Raw genomic sequence first — 22,233 nt, forward strand, 5'->3', positions numbered from 1 at the left:
GAGCTGATCGTGCCGATCGCCATGGAAGAGAAGCTGCGCTTCGCTATCCGTGAAGGCGGCCGCACCGTCGGTGCCGGCATCGTCGTCACCATCAAGGAATAACCGACGCCGGCCTGTGCCGGTCAGGTTCGAAACGGAAAGGGCGGTCCTTGGGGCCGCCCTTTCTTTTTGCCCCCGGAGATCGGTGCCCCGCGATGTCGTGCAGACCCTGTTGCAAGCCTTTGGACCTCGTCTAGTATGGATTGCATCAAGGGGCTTTTTCAGATGGTTCCAGGGCGCCTTTTCCATCGTCGGGCATTGTGGCTGCGGCTGATCTGCCTGCTGGCGTTGCTTGTCACGGGACGTGCCTTTGCGACGGATACCGCCCCGGATCTCGGTCCGACGATGCAGTTTGGCATTGTTCGCAGCAATGCACCGGGGTGCGAGCCGATCTGCCCGGAATGGATCTCCGCCGAAGGCTCGATAGAGGCCGGAACGCCGGCTCTGTTCAAACGCATGCTGAAGACGCTTGGCGGGCGAAAGCTGCCGATCGTCGTCAATTCTCCGGGCGGCAATGTTGAGGCGGCACTGACGCTTGGCCGGCTGATCCGCAAGAACAACTCGATATCGCCATTGGCAAGACGGTGTTCTCCGGTTGCCAGCCCGATGCGAGGGGTTGCCAGGGCCGTGACAAGAATGGCGCCCGCTACCTAGGCGATGTCATCGACTATGGCGCCATGTGCAATTCCGCCTGTCCGTTGATGTTTGCCGGCGGCGTCCAGCGTGTCGCAGGCGAATGGGCCTATCTCGGCGTCCATCAGATCACCACGACCTACATCCGCACGAAATTGCAATACCGGACCACCTACCGCATCGTGGGAGGCAAGAAGAAGGTCCTCAACACAAAGATCGTCAGCCGCAAGAACGCCGGCAGCTACAAAACATACGAGATGAGCAAGTCGGTGGAGAAAAAGCTGGCGGCCTATCTCAACCAGATGGGCATCGAACAGGGCGTGCTCGAAACGATGAAGAGCACGCCGGCCAGCGAAATCCACCAGATCGCCCTCGACGACATGCTGACGATGAAGTTGGTCACCAGCCCGGATGCTGTGGACATGCTGACCACCGCAAGCCTGTGCAGGCCGGATCGGCTGGCCGCGAATTGCCGGGAAATACCGGGGAACAAGCCGGATGATCTGACGGCCGCGGCCAAGCCTGCTCCGCAGCCGGCCGAGCCCGAGGGTGTGCAGCGCGATAAGGACATGCGCTTTGTCGTGGTTCGCGGCAGCAACCCGCTCTGCAATCCGGAATGCCCGGAATGGATCTCGGCGGAAGGCGCGATCACGCCTCAGACCCCGCAGAAGCTGCGCCAGTTGCTCGCCACGCTTGGCGACCGGCGGCTGCCTGTCGTCATAAGTTCGCAAGGAGGCGACCTGTTCAGCGCTCTGGCGGCGGGACGGCTTGTCCGCGAAAAGAAGCTCGACGTCGCTGTTGGCCGCACTGATTTCGTCGGCTGTGACCCGGGAGAGTGGAATTGCCTGGCCAAGGAGGGCGCTTATGCCGGGTTGAGCATCGATGCGGGAGTGGAGTGCGACTCGGCCTGTGCGCTCATGCTTGCCGGCGGCATGAGACGGCTTGTCGGCCCCCGTGCGCGGCTTAGCCTGTACCTGATGGGGCAAAAGCAGATGGTCAAGGCCTATCTCGAGGAGATGGCGATCGATCCCGCTCTGTTCGCGGCGATCGAGCGGCGCTCGGTCGAGCGGCAGCTGGAACCCGACATGATGCTGAAGGTCGGGCTGACGACAGGCCTTCAATCGGTCGACGCGCTGACCGGCGCCACCATCTGCGACGCGGTGCCGAAACCGCAGAATTGCCGGATCCGGTCTTCCGCCAATGCCGAGGCTGACGCGCCCGCCAAATTGTAAAGCGCGGCGAAATCGGAAACTGGCCATCGAGGCAGGTTGAGGCACTCGCGATTTTTCCGCTATCGTCGCTGCTGGCGGCACCGGGGCTGGAGGAGGGATCGAGAATGAGCCAGGATATCCCGACACTCTACGAATGGGCCGGCGGCAGCGAGGCCTTGAACCGGCTGACCCAGACTTTCTATGACAAGGTGGCGCAGGACCCGATCGTCGGTCCGGTGTTCAAAACCATGTCGCCGGATCATCCCGCCCATGTCGCGGCCTTCATCGGTGAGGTATTCGGCGGACCGAAAACCTACAGCGAACAGTTTGGCGGCCACCGCGAGATGGTCATGCACCATCTGGGCAAGCATCTGACCGAGGAGCAGCGCCGCCGCTGGATCAGTCTTCTGGCCGATGCCGCCGACGCGGTCGGTCTGCCTGACGATCCGGAATTCCGTTCGGCCTTCATGGGCTATGTCGAATGGGGATCGCGGCTGGCCAAGATGAACTCCAACCTTGGTGAGACCTGCGATCCCGAGACGGAACCGATGCCGGCTTGGGGCTGGGGTGTGCCGGGCGGCCCCTATCGGCCACCGGATACGAAGTAGCTTCCGGAGGCCATGGGGGGTGTCAGGTGGATGCGGGAAGATACGAAGATCATACGCTGGCGCGAGTGGGACGGCCCCGGCCTCGAACATTTGGTGTTGCAGGAACGGGCAGGGGAGGTTTTGGCAGACGCCGTCGTCATTTGCTCCGGCGCCGCGCCGTTTGCCGTGCGCTACCGCATTGCCTGCGATGCCGGCTGGCGCGCCAGGCGTGTCGTGGTCGACATGATCGGCAGCGGCCGAACGCTTGTTCTTGCCGCCGATGGCGAGGGCCGCTGGACCAGAGACGGCCTGTGCCCGAACTCGACGGCATTCTCGACCCCGACCTGACCGTCACGCCGTTCACCAACACACTGCCGATCCGGCGATTACGGCTTTCCGTCGGGCAAAGTGCCGAGATCACCACGGCCTTCATCGATTTCCCGGCCCTCACCGTTGTTGCCAACCCGCAGCGCTACACATGCCTCGAAGAGGGCACGCGATATCTCTATGAATCGCGCGCCAGCGGCTTCAGGCGGGAGCTCGAGATCGACCGCGAGGGGTTGGTCGTCAGCTATCCCGATTTCTGGCGCAGGGGTTAAGGCGCGTTTGCTTGCAAACCACTCTTTACAGAGCGAGCGGAAGCTTTTAGGAAGCGCCTGCTGCGCCGACATGCGCACGATACGGGCATAGCTCAGTTGGTAGAGCGGCGGTCTCCAAAACCGCAGGTCGTAGGTTCGAGCCCTGCTGCCCGTGCCATTTCTCGAAATGGCACTCAACGTGATATTTCGCCATTTTTCGAAATGGCGTTTCAAAACGATATTTCTGCGGTCTGCCCTTTGAAAATCGGCGACCCGCTTGCCATATTGGCTCACTTGGGGCATAAAGGCCTTATAGCCGGGACGGAACGACTGGATGGTTCCGAGGCGGTGTTTGGTCATAAAGCGGACACTTGCCACTTGCGTGGATCAAGAATCGGTTTTATGTAGACGAAACAGACACGCGACGCGTGGAGCTGGGAAGCCGGCTTTACGCGTCTGATTTGCATGGGCGAATTGATTGCGCTGATTCGGCGCGAGATTGGGCTCAGGCGGCACGTCCCGGCCAGCGGGATCATCCAGGAGACCCGGCCAACGGGTCTTGAAGACAGAGCGGCATATGGCTTCGAAAACCACAAATCCTTTCGTCTTTCTCCAGCAGGTTCGCGCGGAGACCGCCAAGGTGACTTGGCCGTCGCGGCGCGAAACGATGATCTCGACGGTCATGGTCCTGGCTTTCGCTGTGATCGCGATGATCTTTTTCTTCACCGCCGATCAGCTCATGGGCCTCGCGGTCGAACAGATTCTGGGCATCGGACGCTAAGTCCGGCGATTACGGAGAAGTCTTGAAATGACCGCGCGCTGGTACATCGTCCACGCCTATTCGAACTTTGAAAAGAAGGTCGCCGAGGATATCGAGAACAAGGCCAAGCAGAAGGGCCTGTCTGCCGACATCCACCAGATCGTGGTGCCGACCGAGAAGGTCGTCGAGGTTCGTCGCGGCCGCAAGGTCGATGCCGAGCGCAAGTTCTTCCCGGGCTATGTGCTCCTGAAGGCCAATCTGACCGACGCCGTGTTTTCGCTGGTCAAGAACACGCCGAAGGTCACCGGCTTCCTGGGCGACTCCAAGCCGGTGCCGATCACCGAGGCGGAAGCCCAGCGCATCCTGAACCAGGTGCAGGAAGGCGTCGAGCGGCCCAAGCCCTCGGTCACGTTCGAGATCGGCGAGGCGATCCGCGTTTCGGATGGTCCCTTCGCGTCGTTCAACGGTTTCGTCCAGGAAGTGGACGAGGAGCGGGCGCGGCTCAAGGTGGAAGTTTCGATCTTCGGGCGCGCCGTGCCTGTCGATCTGGAATTCGGACAGGTCGAAAAGGGCTGATCCGAAATCCCTGTCGTCAAGCGCGGCGGGGAAGAGCGGCGCGGAGATCGCGCGGCTCTTTAAGAACGGTGGGAGACGAGTGCGGCTTTAGCCGGCCGCATGGATCGCACCACCAGACTGCAACCGCCGAGGTTTCCCAGACAGTGGGGGTCGGCATAGACAAAGGCAGGAAAAGAGATGGCTAAGAAAATTGCAGGCCAGCTCAAGCTCCAGGTCAAAGCGGGATCGGCCACGCCGTCTCCCCCGATCGGCCCGGCGCTTGGTCAGCGTGGCATCAACATCATGGAATTCTGCAAGGCGTTCAACGCGCAGACCCAGGAAATGGAAAAGGGATCGCCGGTTCCGGTCGTCATCACCTACTATCAGGACAAGTCCTTCACCTTCGTCATGAAGACGGCGCCGGTGAGCTACTTCCTGAAGAAGGCGGCTAACCTGACGGCTGGTTCCAAGGAGCCGGGCAAGGTCAAGGCCGGTACGGTTTCGCGTGAAAAGGTCCGTGAGATCGCCACCGCGAAGATGAAGGATCTGAACGCAAACGACGTCGAAGCGGCCATGCGCATGGTCGAGGGCTCCGCCCGCTCGATGGGTCTGGAAGTGGTGGGCTAAGATCATGGCAAAGATTGCAAAGCGTGTATCGAAGACCCGCGAAGGCATCGATCCCAACAAGGCTTATGCCCTGGGTGATGCACTGAAGCTGCTCAAGGACCGTTCCTCGGTCAAGTTCGACGAGACTATCGAAGTCGCCATGAACCTCGGCGTCGACCCGCGCCACGCCGACCAGATGGTCCGCGGCGTGGTCAACCTGCCGAACGGCACCGGCCGCTCGGTGCGTGTCGCTGTGTTCGCGCGCGGCGACAAGGCTGACGAAGCGCGCGCCGCAGGCGCCGATATCGTTGGTGCCGAGGATCTGGTCGACATCGTCCAGAAGGGCACGATCGACTTCGATCGCTGCATCGCCACGCCGGACATGATGCCGCTCGTCGGCCGTCTGGGCAAAGTGCTCGGTCCGCGCGGCATGATGCCGAACCCGAAGGTTGGCACCGTCACCACAGACGTTGCCGCCGCCGTCAAGGCATCGAAGGGCGGCGCTGTCGAGTTCCGCGTGGAGAAGGCCGGTATCGTTCACGCCGGCGTTGGCAAGGTCTCGTTCGACGTCAAGGCTCTGGAAGAGAACATCCGCGCCTTCGCCGATGCGGTGACCAAGGCAAAGCCGACTGGCGCCAAGGGCAACTACGTCAAGAAGGTGTCGGTCACCTCGACGATGGGCCCGGGCCTCAAGCTCGACGTCGCGACGCTCACAGCGTCCTGATACGAACATTTGGATCGGCCGCTAAAGGCCTGATCCGCAAGTGAATTCCGGGCCTCCGACTTGTCGGTGGCCCGGTACCGGAAACCGAGAGGTTTCCGGACATCCTGTCCGAGATTGCAGGCGGCCCAGAAGCCTTAATTCGATTTGGGCCTGCATGAGACGGGTGAAGACCGGACAACGGAGCGATTGCTCCAATGAAAGGTTCGAACCGTGTTTGCCTTTTGTCTGCGCATCGCCGGCTTGACTGTCGATGTGGCGAAAGGGGGCAGGATCCTCGAGCGTCGTTCGGGAGATCCGTTACTGGATGGCCCGGCCGACAAAGGCAACCCGACGCCTGTCCTCGTGAATGGGATGTTCCCGTTAACAGGATTGGGGTCAACTGGAGATAGGCAGTGGACAGAGCGGAAAAACGCGAACTCGTCACGGGCCTGAACGGTGCGTTCTCGAACGCAGGTTCAGTGGTCGTGGCCCACTACGCCGGTATCACCGTCGCGCAAATGAACGACCTTCGGTCGAAAATGCGCGCCGCCGGTGGCACCGTCAAAGTCGCGAAGAACCGTCTCGCCAAAATCGCTCTTCAGGGCACGGACTCCGCATCGATCATCGAGCTGTTCAAGGGACAGACGCTGATTGCTTATTCGGAGGATCCGATTGCGGCGCCGAAGGTCGCGTCCGATTTCGCCAAGGGAAATGACAAGCTTGTCATTCTCGGCGGCGCAATGGGCACCACCTCGCTCAACGCCGACGGTGTGAAGGCACTCGCCACACTTCCGTCGCTCGATGAGCTGCGCGCCAGGCTGGTTGGCATGATCGCCACGCCGGCAACCCGGATCGCCCAGATCGTCAATGCGCCAGCGGCTTCGGTCGCGCGCGTCATCGGCGCTTACGCCCGGAAGGACGAGGCGGCATGAGGCCGTTCCTCGCTATCACAAACACACGTTCGAACCTGATGAAGGAATACAACAATGGCTGATCTCGCAAAGATCGTAGACGACCTTTCGAAGCTGACCGTCCTCGAGGCGGCCGAGCTGTCGAAGCTTCTGGAAGAAAAGTGGGGCGTTTCCGCCGCTGCTCCGGTGGCTGTTGCCGCCGCTGGCGGTGGTGCGGCCGCAGCTGCTCCGGTCGAGGAAAAGACGGAATTCGACGTCGTCCTCACCGAGGCAGGCGCTCAGAAGATCAACGTCATCAAGGAAGTCCGCGCTATCACCGGTCTTGGCCTCAAGGAAGCCAAGGATCTGGTCGAAGCGGCTCCGAAGCCGGTCAAGGAAGGCGTTTCCAAGGCCGACGCTGACAAGTTCAAGGCCCAGCTGGAAGCAGCCGGCGCCAAGGTCGACCTGAAGTAAGCGTAAAAGCGGCGGACGGCCTCGCGCCGTCCGCCACTCCCTTCGCCTGGAAGGGAGGACGCGTAACGCGAGATGTACGAGAACCTCTTTCCTGAGGGCCGAAAACCGGCCTTCAGGAAACGGGTTTTCTCCCGTTCTAGCCGGCCGCCGACAGGCGCCGGGAAAACAGACAGAGGGTTGCCGCCAAGGTGGCCCAGCATGCAAGGCGAGCCGCGGCGAGGCTCGTCCCGAGTTTAGAGCTAAGGAGCGACGATGGCCCAGACCCAGACTTTCAATGGCCGCAGACGCGTACGCAAGTTCTTCGGAAAGATTCCGGAAGTTGCGGAGATGCCGAACCTGATCGAGGTTCAGAAGGCATCCTATGACCAGTTCCTGATGGTGGCGGAGCCCAAGGGTGGGCGTCCGGACGAGGGACTGCAGGCCGTTTTCAAGTCGGTCTTCCCGATCTCCGATTTTTCTGGCTCCTCGATGCTGGAGTTCGTGAAGTACGAGTTCGAAGGACCGAAATTCGACGTTGACGAATGCCGTCAGCGCGACCTGACCTATGCCGCGCCGCTCAAGGTGACGCTGCGCCTCATCGTGTTCGATATCGACGAGGATACCGGTGCCAAGTCCATCAAGGACATCAAGGAGCAGGACGTCTACATGGGCGACATGCCGCTCATGACCCTGAACGGCACCTTCATCGTCAACGGCACCGAGCGCGTCATCGTCTCGCAGATGCACCGCTCGCCGGGCGTCTTCTTCGACCATGACAAGGGCAAGTCGCACTCGTCGGGCAAGCTTCTGTTTGCCGCGCGCGTCATTCCCTATCGCGGCTCGTGGCTCGACATCGAGTTCGATTCCAAGGACGTCGTGCACGCCCGCATCGATCGTCGCCGCAAGATCCCGGTGACGTCGCTGCTGATGGCGCTCGGCATGGACGGCGAAGAGATCCTGTCGACCTTCTACAACAAGATCACCTACAAGCGCGCCGGCGACCATTGGCGCATTCCGTTCAACGTCGAGCGTTTCCGCGGCCTCAAGGCCGTTGGCGACCTGGTCGATGCCGACACCGGCGAGGTCGTTGTCGAGGCCGGCAAGAAGATCACCGCCCGTCAGGCGAGGGCGCTTGGCGAAAAGGGTCTCAAGGCGATCAAGGCGACCGACGAGGATCTGCTCGGCAACTACCTGGCCGAGGACATCGTCAACTACGCCACCGGCGAGATTTTCCTCGAGGCCGGCGACGAGATCGACGAGAAGACGCTGAAGGTGCTGCTCGGCACCGGTGAGGACGAGATCAAGGTTCTCGACATCGACCATGTCAATGTCGGCGCCTATATCCGCAACACGCTCAACGTCGACAAGAACGAGAGCCGCCAGGACGCGCTGTTCGACATCTATCGTGTCATGCGCCCCGGCGAGCCGCCGACGCTCGAGACCGCCGAAGCCATGTTCAACTCGCTGTTCTTCGACTCAGAGCGCTACGATCTGTCGGCCGTCGGCCGCGTCAAGATGAACATGCGTCTGGAACTCAAGGCCGAGGACACCGTGCGCGTGCTGCGCAAGGACGACATCCTGGCCGTGGTCAGGACGCTGGTCGAACTGCGCGACGGCAAGGGCGAAATCGACGACATCGACAATCTCGGCAACCGCCGCGTGCGTTCGGTCGGCGAGCTGATGGAAAACCAGTACCGCGTCGGCCTGCTGCGCATGGAGCGCGCGATCAAGGAGCGTATGTCCTCGATCGAGATCGATACGGTCATGCCGCAGGACCTGATCAACGCCAAGCCGGCGGCCGCCGCCGTGCGCGAGTTCTTCGGTTCCTCGCAGCTGTCGCAGTTCATGGACCAGACCAACCCGCTGTCGGAGATCACCCATAAGCGCCGCCTCTCGGCGCTTGGACCGGGCGGTCTGACCCGCGAGCGCGCCGGCTTCGAAGTGCGCGACGTGCACCCGACGCATTACGGCCGCATCTGCCCGATCGAGACGCCGGAAGGCCCGAATATCGGTCTGATCAACTCGCTGGCCACTTTCGCACGCGTCAACAAGTACGGCTTCATCGAGAGCCCGTACCGCAAGATCGTCGATGGCAAGCTGACCAATGACGTCGTCTATCTCTCGGCGATGGAAGAGGCCAAGCACCATGTCGCGCAGGCCAACGCCGAGCTCGACAAGAACGGTGGTTTCGTCGACGAATTCGTCATTTGCCGCAGCGCCGGCGAAGTGATGATGGCGCCGCGCGAAAACGTCGATCTGATGGACGTTTCGCCCAAGCAGATGGTGTCGGTGGCCGCGGCCCTGATCCCGTTCCTGGAAAACGACGACGCCAACCGCGCTCTGATGGGCTCGAACATGCAGCGTCAGGCCGTGCCGCTGGTGCGCGCCGAGGCGCCGTTTGTCGGCACCGGCATGGAGCCGATCGTCGCCCGTGACTCAGGCGCCGCCATCGGCGCCCGCCGCGGCGGCATCGTCGACCAGGTGGACGCGACGCGTATCGTTATCCGCGCTACCGAAGATCTCGATCCGGGCAAGTCCGGCGTCGATATCTACCGGCTGATGAAGTTCCAGCGTTCGAACCAGAACACCTGCATCAACCAGCGTCCGCTGGTTCGCATGGGCGACCGGGTCAACAAGGGCGACATCATCGCAGACGGTCCGTCGACCGAGCTCGGTGATCTGGCCCTCGGCCGCAACGTGCTGGTCGCGTTCATGCCGTGGAATGGCTACAACTACGAGGACTCGATCCTCCTGTCCGAACGCATCGTCGCCGATGACGTCTTCACCTCGATCCACATCGAGGAGTTCGAGGTCATGGCGCGCGATACCAAGCTCGGACCTGAGGAAATCACGCGTGATATCCCGAACGTCTCGGAAGAAGCGCTGAAGAACCTCGACGAAGCCGGCATCGTCTACATCGGCGCCGAAGTTCAGCCGGGCGATATCCTGGTCGGCAAGATCACGCCGAAGGGCGAAAGCCCGATGACGCCGGAAGAGAAGCTTCTGCGCGCCATCTTCGGCGAAAAGGCATCCGATGTGCGCGACACCTCGATGCGCATGCCTCCGGGCACCTTCGGCACCGTCGTCGAGGTGCGCGTGTTCAATCGCCACGGTGTGGAGAAGGACGAGCGCGCCATGGCGATCGAGCGCGAGGAGATCGAACGCCTCGCCAAGGACCGCGACGACGAGCAGGCGATCCTCGACCGCAACGTCTACGCGCGTCTTTCCGACGTGCTCGTCGGCAAGGAAGCGATCGCTGGACCGAAGGGCTTCAAGAAGGGCTCGACGCTGTCCAAGGATACGCTCGACGAGTATCCGCGTTCGCAGTGGTGGCAGTTTGCCGTGGAGAACGAAAAGCTCCAGAGCGAACTGGAAGCCCTGCGTGGCCAGTACGACGACTCCAAGAAGGCGCTCGAACAGCGCTTCATGGACAAGGTCGAGAAGGTCCAGCGCGGCGACGAAATGCCTCCGGGCGTCATGAAGATGGTCAAGGTCTTCGTGGCCGTGAAGCGCAAGATGCAGCCCGGCGACAAGATGGCCGGCCGTCACGGCAACAAGGGTGTCGTGTCGCGGATCGTTCCGGTCGAGGACATGCCTTTCCTCGAGGACGGCACCCATGCCGATATCGTGCTCAACCCGCTGGGTGTGCCGAGCCGCATGAATGTCGGCCAGATCCTGGAAACGCATCTGGGCTGGGCTTGCGCCGGCATGGGCAGGAAGATCGGCGAGCTGATCGACACGTACAAGGCAGCCGGCGACATCAAGCCGCTGCGCAAGACGCTCGAGAGCTTCATTCCGTCTAACGACCGCAACGAGCCGGTCCGCGACTATGACGACGAGAGCATCGTTCGCCTCAGCGAGCAGATGCGCCGCGGCGTTTCGATCGCGACCCCGGTGTTCGACGGCGCGCATGAGGCTGACATCAACATCATGCTGGAGCAGGCGGGCCTGCACACCAGCGGTCAGTCGCAGCTTTATGACGGACGCACCGGCGAGCCGTTCGATCGCAAGGTGACGATGGGCTACATATATATGCTCAAGCTTCACCATCTCGTGGATGACAAGATCCACGCGCGTTCGATCGGTCCATACTCGCTCGTTACCCAGCAGCCGCTGGGCGGCAAGGCGCAGTTCGGTGGCCAGCGCTTCGGCGAGATGGAGGTCTGGGCGCTCGAGGCATACGGCGCCGCCTACACGCTGCAGGAGATGCTGACGGTGAAGTCCGACGACGTCGCCGGCCGCACCAAGGTCTACGAGGCGATCGTCCGTGGCGACGACACCTTCGAGGCCGGCATTCCCGAGAGCTTCAACGTTCTCGTCAAGGAAATGCGGTCTCTCGGCCTCAATGTCGAGCTGGAGAACACCAAGCTCGATGACAACCCGATCCGGCTGCCCGACGCGGCCGAGTAGGAAAGACATCCGGTCGCGGGCTCCCCGCGACCGGATGCATCAAATTCCACGGCCAGTGGCCGACAAGACGGCGGGCGTTTGGCTCGCGACTAGATGCAAGGGGTTTTCGAGGACCCCGAAAAGGAGAACGGCATGAACCAAGAGGTCATGAATCTCTTCAATCCGCAGGCGCCTGCGCAGGTGTTCGATTCCATCCGGATATCGCTTGCCAGCCCTGAGAAGATTCTGTCCTGGTCTTTCGGCGAGATCAAGAAGCCGGAGACCATCAACTACCGCACCTTCAAGCCGGAGCGTGACGGTCTGTTCTGCGCGCGCATTTTTGGCCCGATCAAGGACTATGAGTGCCTGTGCGGCAAGTACAAGCGCATGAAGTACAAGGGCGTCATCTGCGAGAAGTGCGGCGTCGAAGTCACGCTGTCGCGCGTTCGCCGCGAGCGCATGGGCCATATCGAACTGGCGGCGCCCGTCGCCCATATCTGGTTCCTGAAGTCGCTGCCGTCGCGTATCGGCACGCTGCTCGACATGACCCTGAAGGACATCGAGCGCGTCCTCTACTTCGAGAACTACATCGTCACCGAACCTGGCCTCACCGCGCTGAAGGAGCACCAGCTGCTCAGCGAGGAAGAGTACATGATCGCCGTCGACGAGTATGGCGAGGATTCGTTCACCGCCATGATCGGCGCCGAGGCCATTCATGACCTCCTGGCCGGCATGGACCTGGAGAAGATCGCCGGCGACCTGCGTTCGGAACTGGCTTCGACCACCTCCGAGCTGAAGCAGAAGAAGTATCTGAAGCGGCTCAAGGTCGTCGAGAACTTCATGGAATCCGGCAACCGTCCGGAATGGATGATCATGAAGGTGGTTCCGGTGATCCCGCCGGACCTGCGCCCGCTTGTCCCGCTGGACGGCGGCCGCTTCGCCACGTCGGATCTGAACGACCTCTATCGCCGCGTCATCAACCGCAACAACCGTCTGAAGCGGCTGATCGAGCTGCGCGCCCCCGGCATCATCGTGCGCAATGAAAAGCGCATGCTGCAGGAAGCCGTCGATGCGCTGTTCGACAATGGCCGTCGCGGCCGCGTCATCACCGGCGCCAACAAGCGCCCGCTGAAGTCGCTGTCCGACATGCTCAAGGGCAAGCAGGGCCGGTTCCGTCAGAACCTGCTCGGCAAGCGCGTCGACTATTCCGGCCGCTCGGTCATCGTGACCGGCCCGGAGCTCAAGCTGCACCAGTGCGGCCTGCCCAAGAAGATGGCGCTCGAACTGTTCAAGCCCTTCATCTACGCCCGTCTCGACGCCAAGGGTTACTCCTCGACCGTCAAGCAGGCGAAGAAGCTGGTCGAGAAAGAGCGTCCGGAAGTCTGGGATATCCTCGACGAGGTCATCCGCGAGCATCCGGTTCTGTTGAACCGTGCGCCGACGCTGCACCGTCTCGGCATCCAGGCGTTCGAGCCGATCCTGATCGAAGGCAAGGCGATCCAGCTGCACCCGCTGGTCTGCACGGCTTTCAACGCCGACTTCGACGGCGACCAGATGGCCGTTCACGTGCCGCTGTCGCTGGAAGCGCAGCTTGAAGCCCGCGTGCTGATGATGTCGACCAACAACATCCTGCACCCGGCTTCCGGCGCGCCGATCATCGTGCCGTCGCAGGACATGGTTCTGGGTCTCTACTATCTCTCGATCGTCAACCAGAACGAGCCGGGCGAGGGCATGGTGTTTGCCGACATGGGCGAACTCCAGCACGCGCTCGAGACCAAGGCGGTGACGCTGCACTCCAAGATCAAGGGTCGTTTCCGCACGGTCGACGCCGAAGGCAAGGTCGTGTCGAAGATCCATGACACCACTCCTGGCCGCATGATCATCGGCGAGCTTCTGCCGAAGAACGTCAACGTGCCTTATGAGACCGCCAACCAGGAGATGACCAAGAAGAACATCTCCAAGATGATCGACACCGTCTACCGCCACTGCGGTCAGAAGGAGACGGTCATTTTCTGCGATCGCATCATGGCGCTCGGCTTCAGCCATGCCTGCCGTGCCGGCATTTCGTTCGGCAAGGACGACATGCTGATCCCGGATGCCAAGATCAAGCTGGTTTCCGACACCGAGGCTTTGGCCAAGGAATACGAGCAGCAGTACAATGACGGTCTGATCACGCAGGGCGAGAAGTACAACAAGGTCGTCGACGCCTGGGCCAAGTGCTCGGAAAAGGTCGCCGACGAAATGATGGCCCGCATCAAGGCGGTCGAGTTCGAGGACAATGGCCGTCAAAAGCCGATGAACTCGATCTACATGATGTCGCACTCCGGTGCGCGTGGCTCGCCCACCCAAATGCGTCAGCTCGCCGGCATGCGCGGCCTTATGGCCAAGCCGTCGGGTGAAATCATCGAGACGCCGATCATCTCGAACTTCAAGGAAGGCCTGACCGTGCTCGAGTACTTCAACTCGACCCACGGCGCCCGCAAGGGTCTGGCCGACACCGCCTTGAAGACGGCGAACTCGGGTTACCTCACCCGTCGTCTGGTCGACGTGGCGCAGGATTGCATCGTCAACTCCGTCGACTGCGGCACCGACAAGGGCCTCACCATGCAGCCGATCGTCGATGCCGGTCAGGTCGTCGCTTCGGTCGGCCAGCGCGTGCTGGGTCGTACGTCGCTCGACGACATCACCCATCCGGTGTCGGGCGAGATCCTGGTCAAGGCCGGAACGCTGATGGACGAGCGTGACGTGGAACAGATCGAAAAGGCCGGCGTCCAGTCGGTTCGCATTCGCTCGGCACTGACTTGCGAAGTCAGGGTTGGCGTCTGCGCGGTCTGCTACGGTCGCGATCTGGCCCGCGGCACCCCGGTCAACCAGGGTGAAGCCGTCGGCGTCATCGCGGCGCAGTCGATCGGCGAGCCGGGCACCCAGCTCACCATGCGTACCTTCCACATGGGCGGCACCGCGCAGGTGGTGGACAGCTCGTTCCTTGAAGCCTCCTATGAGGGCAAGGTCGAGATCCGCAACCGCAACGTGGTGCGCAACTCCGACGGCCAGCAGATGGTCATGGGCCGCAACATGGCGGTCCTGATCCTCGACGAAGCCGGCAAGGAGCGCGCCTCGCACCGCCTCACCTATGGTTCGCGCATCTTCGTGGACGATGGTGACAAGGTGAAGCGCGGCCAGCGTATCGCCGAGTGGGATCCCTATACCCGCCCGGTCCTCACCGAAATCGAGGGCAGGGTGTCGTATGAGGATCTGGTCGACGGCATTTCCGTTCAGGAAACGGCCGATGAGTCGACCGGCATCACCAAGCGTGAGGTCATCGACTGGCGCTCGACGCCGCGCGGCAACGACCTGAAGCCGGCAATTGCCATTCAGGACGCCAAGGGCAAGGTCGGCAAGCTGTCCAAGGGTGGCGACGCCCGCTTCCTGCTCTCGGTCGAGGCCATTCTTTCGGTCGAGCCGGGATCGCAGGTTCGCCCCGGCGACGTGCTGGCGCGTATCCCGATGGAAAGCGCCAAGACGAAGGACATCACCGGCGGTCTGCCGCGCGTTGCCGAACTGTTCGAGGCACGTCGTCCGAAGGATCACGCCATCATCGCCGAGATCGACGGCACGATCCGCTTCGGCCGCGACTACAAGAACAAGCGTCGCATCATCATCGAGCCGCATGACTCTACGCTTGAGCCGGTCGAATACCTGATCCCGAAGGGCAAGCCGTTCCATCTCCAGGACGGCGACGTCATCGAAAAGGGCGACTACATCCTCGACGGCAATCCGGCGCCGCACGACATCCTGGCGATCAAGGGCGTGGAGGCACTTGCTTCCTACCTCGTCAACGAAATCCAGGAAGTCTACCGTCTGCAGGGCGTGTCGATCAACGACAAGCACATCGAGGTGATCGTTCGCCAGATGCTGCAGAAGGTCGAGATCACGGTGCAGGGCGACTCGACCTACATTCCGGGCGACCACGTCGACGTGATCGAACTGGAAGAGGTCAACGAGCGTCTGGTCGAGGACGGCAAGAAGCCGGCCGAAGGCCTGCCGGTGCTGCTCGGCATCACCAAGGCATCGCTGCAGACGCCATCCTTCATCTCGGCCGCCTCCTTCCAGGAGACGACCCGGGTGCTGACGGAAGCTGCTGTTGCCGGCAAGACCGACATGCTGCAGGGACTGAAGGAAAACGTCATCGTCGGCCGGCTTATCCCGGCCGGCACCGGCGGCACGATGAGCCAGATCCGGCGCATCGCCACCTCGCGCGACGAACTGATCATCGACGAGCGCCGCAAGGCCTCCGGTGTGGAAGTCGCCGAGCCGATGCTTGCCGACATGACACACGCCGCGCAGTAAGCGCGGAAGACGAGAAGAAAGGAAAAGGGGCCGAATGGCCCCTTTTTCGCGTTTTGGTTTCCGCATCGGATCGGAGAAAAAGCGATGAGCAAAAGGACCTGGGCGGCCGTCGACGACTACATTGTCGGTTCCCTGTTTGAGGCGGACTCCGTCCTCGATGCAGTTCTGGCGGCCAACCACGACCAGGGCCTGCCGGCGATCGACGTGTCGCCGGCGCAAGGCAAGCTGCTTTCACTTCTTGCGCGCATGCAGGGAGCCAGGAAGATTCTCGAGATCGGCACGCTGGGCGGCTATTCGACGATCTGGATGGCGCGGGCGCTGCCTGTCGACGGCAGGATTGTGACGCTCGAACTCGATCCGCACCATGCCGCTGTCGCGCGATCGAATTTCGAGCGGGCAGGCGTCTCGGAGCGGGTGGAACTCCGGGTCGGGCCGGCCCTTCAGTCGCTTGCCGCGCTGGGCGACGAGCATGCAGGACCGTTCGACTTCATCTTCATCGACGCCGACAAGCCGAACAACCCGCACTATCTATCCTGGGCCATGCGGCTGTCCCAGCCCGGAACCGTCATTGTCTGCGACAACGTCATACGCGAGGGTGCTGTGCTCGATCAGGGTGGCCGTGATCTCAATGTAGAAGGCGCACGCGCGGCATTCTCCTTCATCGGTGGCGACAAGCGTCTGGATGGCACTGCCATCCAAACAGTCGGCGCCAAGGGCTATGACGGCTTTGCGATTGCGATCGTCGAGTGAGATCACCATGATTGTCTGAATGACGCTGATATCAGACCAACTCGGCCGTATTCATTTGTCATCGGCTGCTCGTTTGACGACCGGCTTCCCCCAATCCGTCGCTGCTTCGCAGTGCCACCTTTCCCCCCTCCGGAGGGAAAGGAAGCCGCGTTGGACGAGCGTTGGTGGTTTCGCGCCCTTCCTCTACCCCGTCGATCGGGGGAGAGGTGGCTCGGCGTAGCCGAGACGGAGTGGGGGTCGACCTGGCACGAGCATGCATTCAAGCCAGGTCCACGTGTACAAATCAGTCGAAGAACGCCTCGACCACGTTGCGCTTGCCGAGCATGAAGGCATCGGCGACATGCTGGAGAGGCGCCAGGTCGACATCGGAGGTGCCGGCGCGCACGATCTCGGCGAATCGCCGATAGAGCATCGGGTATTCCGTTTCCGGTTCGTCGTGGACGACACGGCCGTCGATAGCGAGCTTTGAGCCGCCGCCCGAAAGCACCATCGCGCCCTTGTCGGTGTCGGCCAGAATGTCCCAGCTTTGCGGGCCTGTCTGCAGCCAGTCGAGGTCCATTGTCACCGGCAGCCCATTCGAGGTGCGGAAGGTGACGCGCGCGGCAACCGGGGATGCGCGGTTTTCGGGAAAATCCAGAACCGCCGAAGTGATGAACATCGCCGGCAGGATATGGGTCGCAATCGACAGCGCGTTGATGCCGGGATCGAAGACGCCAAAACCGCCGGGCGCCCAGATCCATTCCTGGTTCGGGTGCCAGCGGCGCACGTCTTCCTTCCAGTTGATGGCGGCCGACTTGATCCTGGTCGAGTTCAGGAAGGCGCGCGCGGCCTCCACGGCCGGCGCATAGCGCGAGTGCCAGCTGGCGAACAGCGAGACGCCGTTCTGCGCGGCCAATGCCTTCAGGTTTTCGACCTCGCTGACGGTGGCGCCTGGCGGCTTTTCCAGGAAGACATGCTTCTTCGCCATCAGCGCCGTGCGCGCCGCGTCGTAGCGGAACTGCGGCGGCATGCAGAGCGAGACGGCCTCGAGCTCGGGCACGGCATCGAGCATCGATTCGATGGTCGGGAAATTCGGAATGTCATCCACCTTGCCGTGTCGGCTGGCAGCAGCGATCAGGCGATAGTCCTGGTCCTTCGCCAGGGCCGGCAGGTGCTGGTCGCGGACGATCTTGCCGACGCCGACGATGCCTATCTTGATGGGCTGGGACACGGTCGCTCCGTCTGTTGAATGATGGTGATGGCTTCTTATCAGAACACTTGCCCTGGGCAAGCCGACAGGCCAACCTCAGTCTTACTCGATCTGAGCGCCGGCGTTCGTCGGCTAGGAAGCCTAGATCGCTGATTCGCCTCGGCAACCGATTCGAAAGCCGAGTCGAGGCCTGGTTTCAGATCGGCACGTCGAAGGTAACGATCGAAACTTCGCCTTCGAGCGCGCCCTGGAAGGCGGAAAGATGCGGCTCTTCGTCGGGCACGCCGTCCATGTCGCCGATCTGGTCGAGCTCGGCCTCGGCGTAACCTTCCGCGGCAAGCGATTCGAGTGCCCGGCGCACCGCCGAATCGTCGTCGGGCGCGACCAGCATGACATGGACGCCTTCCGGTTTGCCGCCCTTTTTCTTCCACACCCGGCCGGTGATGATGGTGACCGGGCGTTCTTCATTGTCGTTCACGGGTCGATTCCTCTTGGCAATGTGTGGGCGGGCGAGGGGGTTCTGACTGCTCATGCGGCCTTTTCGCATGAAGAAGAGCCGTGCAACAGCGCAAAGCCATTCACTTTGCTAAAGGCTTGGCACTTTCTTCCTCGCTCTTGCAAAATTGCGAAAGAAAATAACATGCGTTTTTCACATGGCTGCCAAGCCTTGGTTGGCGCGCAATATTTAGCGCTCCGGGCTTGACGGTCCGCGGTCTTACGAGTAGAAGCCGCCCAGTCAGAACCGATGTGAGGCTCTCCCTTCCGAAGCGACACGCTTTGGAGTTTGCCTCAAACAGGGTTCGTTTTACGAGCGAAAAGACATTTCCGGCGTGCACGAAGCGGCTTCCGCTTCCTCTGCGATTTGTTCGGGCAAGACCGCGAGGCGCGGTTGTGGCCCGAATTTGCGTATGGAAATGACGCTTTGAGCGGCCCTGACCGGGCGAGACACGGAATTGAGAGACAAGAGGGTTTAATGCCTACCGTCAACCAGCTGATCCGCAAGCCGCGCATTGCGCCGGTGAAGCGCAACAAGGTCCCGGCCATGCAGCAGAACCCGCAGAAGCGGGGCGTCTGCACGCGCGTCTATACAACGACGCCGAAGAAGCCGAACTCGGCGCTGCGCAAGGTGGCCAAGATCCGCCTGACCAATGGTTTTGAAGTGATCGGTTACATCCCCGGCGAAGGTCACAACCTTCAGGAGCACTCCGTGGTGATGATCCGCGGCGGCCGCGTCAAGGATCTTCCGGGCGTTCGCTATCACATCATCCGCGGCGTGCTCGACACGCAGGGTGTGAAGAACCGCAAGCAGCGCCGTTCGAAGTACGGCGCCAAGCGTCCGAAGTAAGATTTTCCGGCCTTGGCGCTCCTTGAGTGCGTCGGGCTATGAGATTGAGAGACAAAAGCCATGTCGCGTCGTCACAGTGCAGAAAAGCGTGAGATCAATCCGGACCCGAAGTTCGGCGATCTGATCGTCACCAAGTTCATGAATGCCGTCATGTATGACGGTAAGAAGTCGGTTGCCGAGACCATCGTCTACGGCGCACTCGACCAGGTTCAGTCGAAGACCAAGCAGGAGCCGGTCACCGTCTTCCATCAGGCGCTCGACAATGTCGCGCCGCATGTGGAAGTGCGTTCGCGTCGTGTCGGTGGCGCCACCTACCAGGTTCCGGTCGACGTGCGCCCCGAGCGCCGCCAGGCATTGGCCATTCGCTGGCTGATCGCAGCGGCGCGCAACCGCAACGAGACCACGATGGTCGACCGCCTCTCCGGCGAGCTGATGGACGCGGCCAACAACCGCGGCACGGCCGTCAAGAAGCGTGAAGACACCCACAAGATGGCTGAAGCCAACCGCGCTTTCGCGCACTACCGCTGGTAAAGCGCGAACGAGACTGAGAGGCAGCTACGATGGCCCGCGAATACAAAATCGAAGACTACCGCAATTTCGGTATCATGGCGCATATTGACGCCGGCAAGACGACGACCACCGAGCGCGTCCTCTATTACACGGGCAAGTCGCACAAGATCGGCGAAGTCCACGACGGCGCTGCCACCATGGATTGGATGGAGCAGGAGCAGGAGCGCGGCATCACCATCACGTCGGCCGCGACCACGACCTTCTGGAAGGCTCGTGACGGCAAGATGCACCGCTTCAACATCATCGACACCCCCGGCCACGTCGACTTCACCATCGAAGTCGAGCGTTCGCTGCGCGTCCTCGACGGCGCCATCGCGCTGCTCGATGCCAATGCCGGCGTTGAGCCGCAGACGGAAACCGTCTGGCGCCAGGCCGACAAGTACCGCGTTCCGCGCATGATCTTCTGCAACAAGATGGACAAGATCGGCGCTGACTTCTACCGCTCGGTCGAGATGATCGGTTCGCGCCTCGGTGCGCATGCCGTCGTCATGCAGCTGCCGATTGGTGCCGAGACCGAATTCAAGGGCGTTGTCGACCTCGTCGAGATGAACGCGCTGGTCTGGCGCGACGAGACGCTGGGCGCCGCCTGGGATGTCGTCGAGATCCCGGACGACCTCAAGGCTCGTGCCGAGGAATACCGCGAGAAGATGATCGAGGCCGCCGTCGAAATGGACGAGACGGCGCTTGAGAATTACCTCGAAGGCAAGATGCCGTCGAATGACGAGATCCGCGCGCTGATCCGCAAGGGCACCATCGCGGTGAAGTTCTACCCGATGTTCTGTGGCTCGGCCTTCAAGAACAAGGGCGTGCAGCCGCTGCTCGACGCCGTCGTCGAATATCTGCCGTCGCCGGCCGATGTTCCGGCCATCAAGGGTGTCGATGCCAAGACCGACGCCGAGATCGAGCGTCACGCCGACGACAACGAGCCGCTGTCGATGCTCGCCTTCAAGATCATGAACGACCCGTTCGTCGGTTCGCTGACCTTTGCCCGCATCTATTCGGGCAGGCTCACCAAGGGCATCTCGGTCGACAACACCGTGAAGGGCAAGAAGGAGCGTATCGGCCGCATGCTGCAGATGCATGCGAACTCGCGCGCCGACGTCGAAGAGGCTTTTGCCGGCGACATCGTTGCTCTGGCTGGTCTCAAGGACACGACCACCGGCGACACGCTCAGCGATCCACTGCATCCGGTCATCCTCGAGCGCATGGAATTCCCCGATCCGGTCATCCAGATCGCCATCGAGCCGAAGACCAAGAACGACCAGGAAAAGATGGGCCTCGCCCTTCACCGCCTGGCCGCCGAGGATCCGTCCTTCCGCGTCAAGACCGACGAGGAAAGCGGCCAGACTATCATTTCCGGCATGGGTGAACTTCACCTCGACATCATCGTCGACCGCATGCGTCGCGAGTTCAAGGTCGAGGCCAATGTCGGCGCGCCGCAGGTGGCCTATCGCGAGACGATCACCCGCAGGCACGAGCAGGATTACACGCACAAGAAGCAGACCGGCGGTACCGGTCAGTTCGCCCGCGTCAAGATCGTCTTCGAGCCGAACCCGGACAGCAGCGAGTTCGAATTCGAGACCAAGATCGTCGGCGGCGCTGTGCCGAAGGAATACATCCCCGGCGTCGAAAAGGGTATCAACAGCGTCATGACTTCGGGTCCGTTCGCGGGCTTCCCGATGATTGGCGTCAAGGCGACGCTGATCGACGGCGCTTACCACGACGTTGACTCCAGCGTCCTGGCCTTCGAAATCGCCGGCCGCGCCTGCTTCCGTGAAGCCGCACCCAAGCTTGGCGTGCAGCTGCTCGAGCCGATCATGAAGGTCGAAGTTGTGACGCCGGAAGACTACGTCGGCAGCGTCATCGGCGATCTGAACGGCCGTCGTGGCCAGATCCAGGGCCAGGAAGCACGTGGCGTGGCCGTGGTCATCAACGCGATGGTGCCGCTCGCCAACATGTTCAAGTATGTCGACAACCTGCGCTCGATGAGCCAGGGCCGTGCGGCCTACACGATGCAGTTCGATCACTACGAGCCGGTCCCGACTGCGGTGGCCCAGGAAGTCCAGAAGAAATACGCGTAAGGGTTCCTTAGCCACCGGGTCGCGTCCCTTGCGCGATGCCGGATCTAAAGAGCGAATAACAATTTCCCCCAAGCGGGTAGAATAGACGGAGAACGATTATGGCCAAAGGTAAATTCGAGCGTAACAAGCCTCACGTGAACATCGGCACGATTGGCCACGTCGACCATGGCAAGACGTCGCTGACGGCTGCGATCACCAAGTATTTTGGCGAATACAAGCGCTACGACCAGATCGACGCTGCCCCTGAAGAGAAGGCGCGCGGCATCACGATCTCGACGGCGCACGTCGAATACGAGACGGCCAACCGCCACTATGCTCACGTCGACTGCCCCGGCCACGCCGACTATGTGAAGAACATGATCACCGGTGCCGCGCAGATGGACGGCGCGATCCTGGTCGTGTCGGCCGCCGACGGCCCGATGCCGCAGACCCGCGAGCACATCCTGCTCGCCCGTCAGGTCGGCGTGCCGTCGATCGTGGTGTTTTTGAACAAGGTCGACCAGGTCGACGACGCCGAGCTGCTCGAACTGGTCGAGCTCGAGGT

At 61.8% G+C, this 22,233-nt stretch carries 17 protein-coding genes, 1 tRNA gene and 2 pseudogenes; 18 read left to right on the forward strand and 2 right to left on the reverse strand.

The window, feature by feature from the left end; all coding sequences use genetic code 11:
• From NKI38_RS31335 to NKI38_RS31400, 14 genes and pseudogenes are all read left to right on the forward strand, one after another.
• Positions 1-102 (forward strand): EF-Tu C-terminal domain-related protein (locus NKI38_RS31335; RefSeq protein WP_152536282.1); only part of this gene is annotated, 102 nt, incomplete at its 5' end.
• 162 nt (positions 103-264) lie between these two features.
• A pseudogene (locus NKI38_RS31340) lies at positions 265-1,904 on the forward strand (COG3904 family protein).
• 104 nt (positions 1,905-2,008) lie between these two features.
• On the forward strand, positions 2,009-2,491 hold the full coding sequence (locus tag NKI38_RS31345; RefSeq protein ID WP_352664474.1) for a group II truncated hemoglobin: 483 nt from the start codon (positions 2,009-2,011) through the stop codon (positions 2,489-2,491).
• A gap of 30 nt (positions 2,492-2,521) precedes the next feature.
• A pseudogene (locus tag NKI38_RS31350) lies at positions 2,522-3,069 on the forward strand (putative glycolipid-binding domain-containing protein).
• An 81-nt stretch (positions 3,070-3,150) separates the two neighbouring features.
• Positions 3,151-3,226: transfer RNA gene (locus NKI38_RS31355), tRNA-Trp, on the forward strand.
• 399 nt (positions 3,227-3,625) lie between these two features.
• Positions 3,626-3,829 carry a preprotein translocase subunit SecE gene (gene secE, locus NKI38_RS31360; protein ID WP_013531408.1) on the forward strand — a complete coding sequence of 68 codons (204 nt, stop codon included), beginning with the start codon at positions 3,626-3,628 and terminating at the stop codon, positions 3,827-3,829.
• A 27-nt stretch (positions 3,830-3,856) separates the two neighbouring features.
• Positions 3,857-4,384 (forward strand): transcription termination/antitermination protein NusG, encoded by a 528-nt coding sequence (gene nusG / locus NKI38_RS31365; RefSeq protein ID WP_013531409.1) that lies wholly within the window; start codon positions 3,857-3,859, stop codon positions 4,382-4,384.
• 177 nt (positions 4,385-4,561) lie between these two features.
• Positions 4,562-4,990 carry a 50S ribosomal protein L11 gene (rplK, locus tag NKI38_RS31370; RefSeq protein ID WP_027027738.1) on the forward strand — a complete coding sequence of 143 codons (429 nt, stop codon included), beginning with the start codon at positions 4,562-4,564 and terminating at the stop codon, positions 4,988-4,990.
• Between the two features lie 4 nt (positions 4,991-4,994).
• Positions 4,995-5,693, forward strand: a complete 699-nt coding sequence (gene rplA / locus NKI38_RS31375) for a 50S ribosomal protein L1 (RefSeq protein ID WP_127260185.1) — start codon at positions 4,995-4,997, stop codon at positions 5,691-5,693.
• A gap of 392 nt (positions 5,694-6,085) precedes the next feature.
• On the forward strand, positions 6,086-6,604 hold the full coding sequence (gene rplJ / locus NKI38_RS31380; protein WP_013531412.1) for a 50S ribosomal protein L10: 519 nt from the start codon (positions 6,086-6,088) through the stop codon (positions 6,602-6,604).
• Positions 6,605-6,658: 54 nt separating this feature from the next.
• Positions 6,659-7,036, forward strand: a complete 378-nt coding sequence (rplL, locus tag NKI38_RS31385; RefSeq protein ID WP_023762907.1) for a 50S ribosomal protein L7/L12 — start codon at positions 6,659-6,661, stop codon at positions 7,034-7,036.
• A gap of 252 nt (positions 7,037-7,288) precedes the next feature.
• Positions 7,289-11,425 (forward strand): DNA-directed RNA polymerase subunit beta, encoded by a 4,137-nt coding sequence (rpoB, locus tag NKI38_RS31390; RefSeq protein WP_352635712.1) that lies wholly within the window; start codon positions 7,289-7,291, stop codon positions 11,423-11,425.
• 132 nt (positions 11,426-11,557) lie between these two features.
• Positions 11,558-15,754 carry a DNA-directed RNA polymerase subunit beta' gene (gene rpoC / locus NKI38_RS31395; protein WP_352635710.1) on the forward strand — a complete coding sequence of 1,399 codons (4,197 nt, stop codon included), beginning with the start codon at positions 11,558-11,560 and terminating at the stop codon, positions 15,752-15,754.
• 84 nt (positions 15,755-15,838) lie between these two features.
• Positions 15,839-16,504 carry an O-methyltransferase gene (locus NKI38_RS31400; RefSeq protein ID WP_352664477.1) on the forward strand — a complete coding sequence of 222 codons (666 nt, stop codon included), beginning with the start codon at positions 15,839-15,841 and terminating at the stop codon, positions 16,502-16,504.
• Positions 16,505-16,787: 283 nt separating this feature from the next.
• On the opposite strand, the gene NKI38_RS31405 is transcribed toward NKI38_RS31400, so the two are convergent.
• Positions 16,788-17,714: a Gfo/Idh/MocA family protein gene (locus tag NKI38_RS31405; RefSeq protein WP_352664479.1), complete on the reverse strand. Its 927-nt coding sequence runs from the start codon at positions 17,712-17,714 to the stop codon at positions 16,788-16,790.
• Positions 17,715-17,889: 175 nt separating this feature from the next.
• Positions 17,890-18,171 carry a transcriptional regulator gene (locus tag NKI38_RS31410; RefSeq protein WP_023762912.1) on the reverse strand — a complete coding sequence of 94 codons (282 nt, stop codon included), beginning with the start codon at positions 18,169-18,171 and terminating at the stop codon, positions 17,890-17,892.
• A gap of 495 nt (positions 18,172-18,666) precedes the next feature.
• Between NKI38_RS31410 and rpsL the strand changes: the two genes are divergently transcribed.
• From rpsL to NKI38_RS31430, 4 genes are all read left to right on the forward strand, one after another.
• Positions 18,667-19,038 carry a 30S ribosomal protein S12 gene (rpsL, locus tag NKI38_RS31415; protein WP_006333356.1) on the forward strand — a complete coding sequence of 124 codons (372 nt, stop codon included), beginning with the start codon at positions 18,667-18,669 and terminating at the stop codon, positions 19,036-19,038.
• Positions 19,039-19,098: 60 nt separating this feature from the next.
• Entirely contained in the window at positions 19,099-19,569 is a 471-nt protein-coding gene (gene rpsG, locus NKI38_RS31420; protein WP_008875664.1) for a 30S ribosomal protein S7, read from the forward strand.
• Between the two features lie 29 nt (positions 19,570-19,598).
• The gene (gene fusA, locus NKI38_RS31425) at positions 19,599-21,689 is read left to right on the forward strand and encodes an elongation factor G (RefSeq protein WP_027027748.1); all 2,091 of its coding nucleotides are present in this window, start codon (positions 19,599-19,601) and stop codon (positions 21,687-21,689) included.
• Positions 21,690-21,787: 98 nt separating this feature from the next.
• The coding region (locus NKI38_RS31430; protein ID WP_352664481.1) for a GTP-binding protein at positions 21,788-22,233 on the forward strand (446 nt) is incomplete at its 3' end.

The organism is Mesorhizobium sp. M0621 (assembly GCF_040320745.1).
GTDB lineage: Bacteria > Pseudomonadota > Alphaproteobacteria > Rhizobiales > Rhizobiaceae > Mesorhizobium.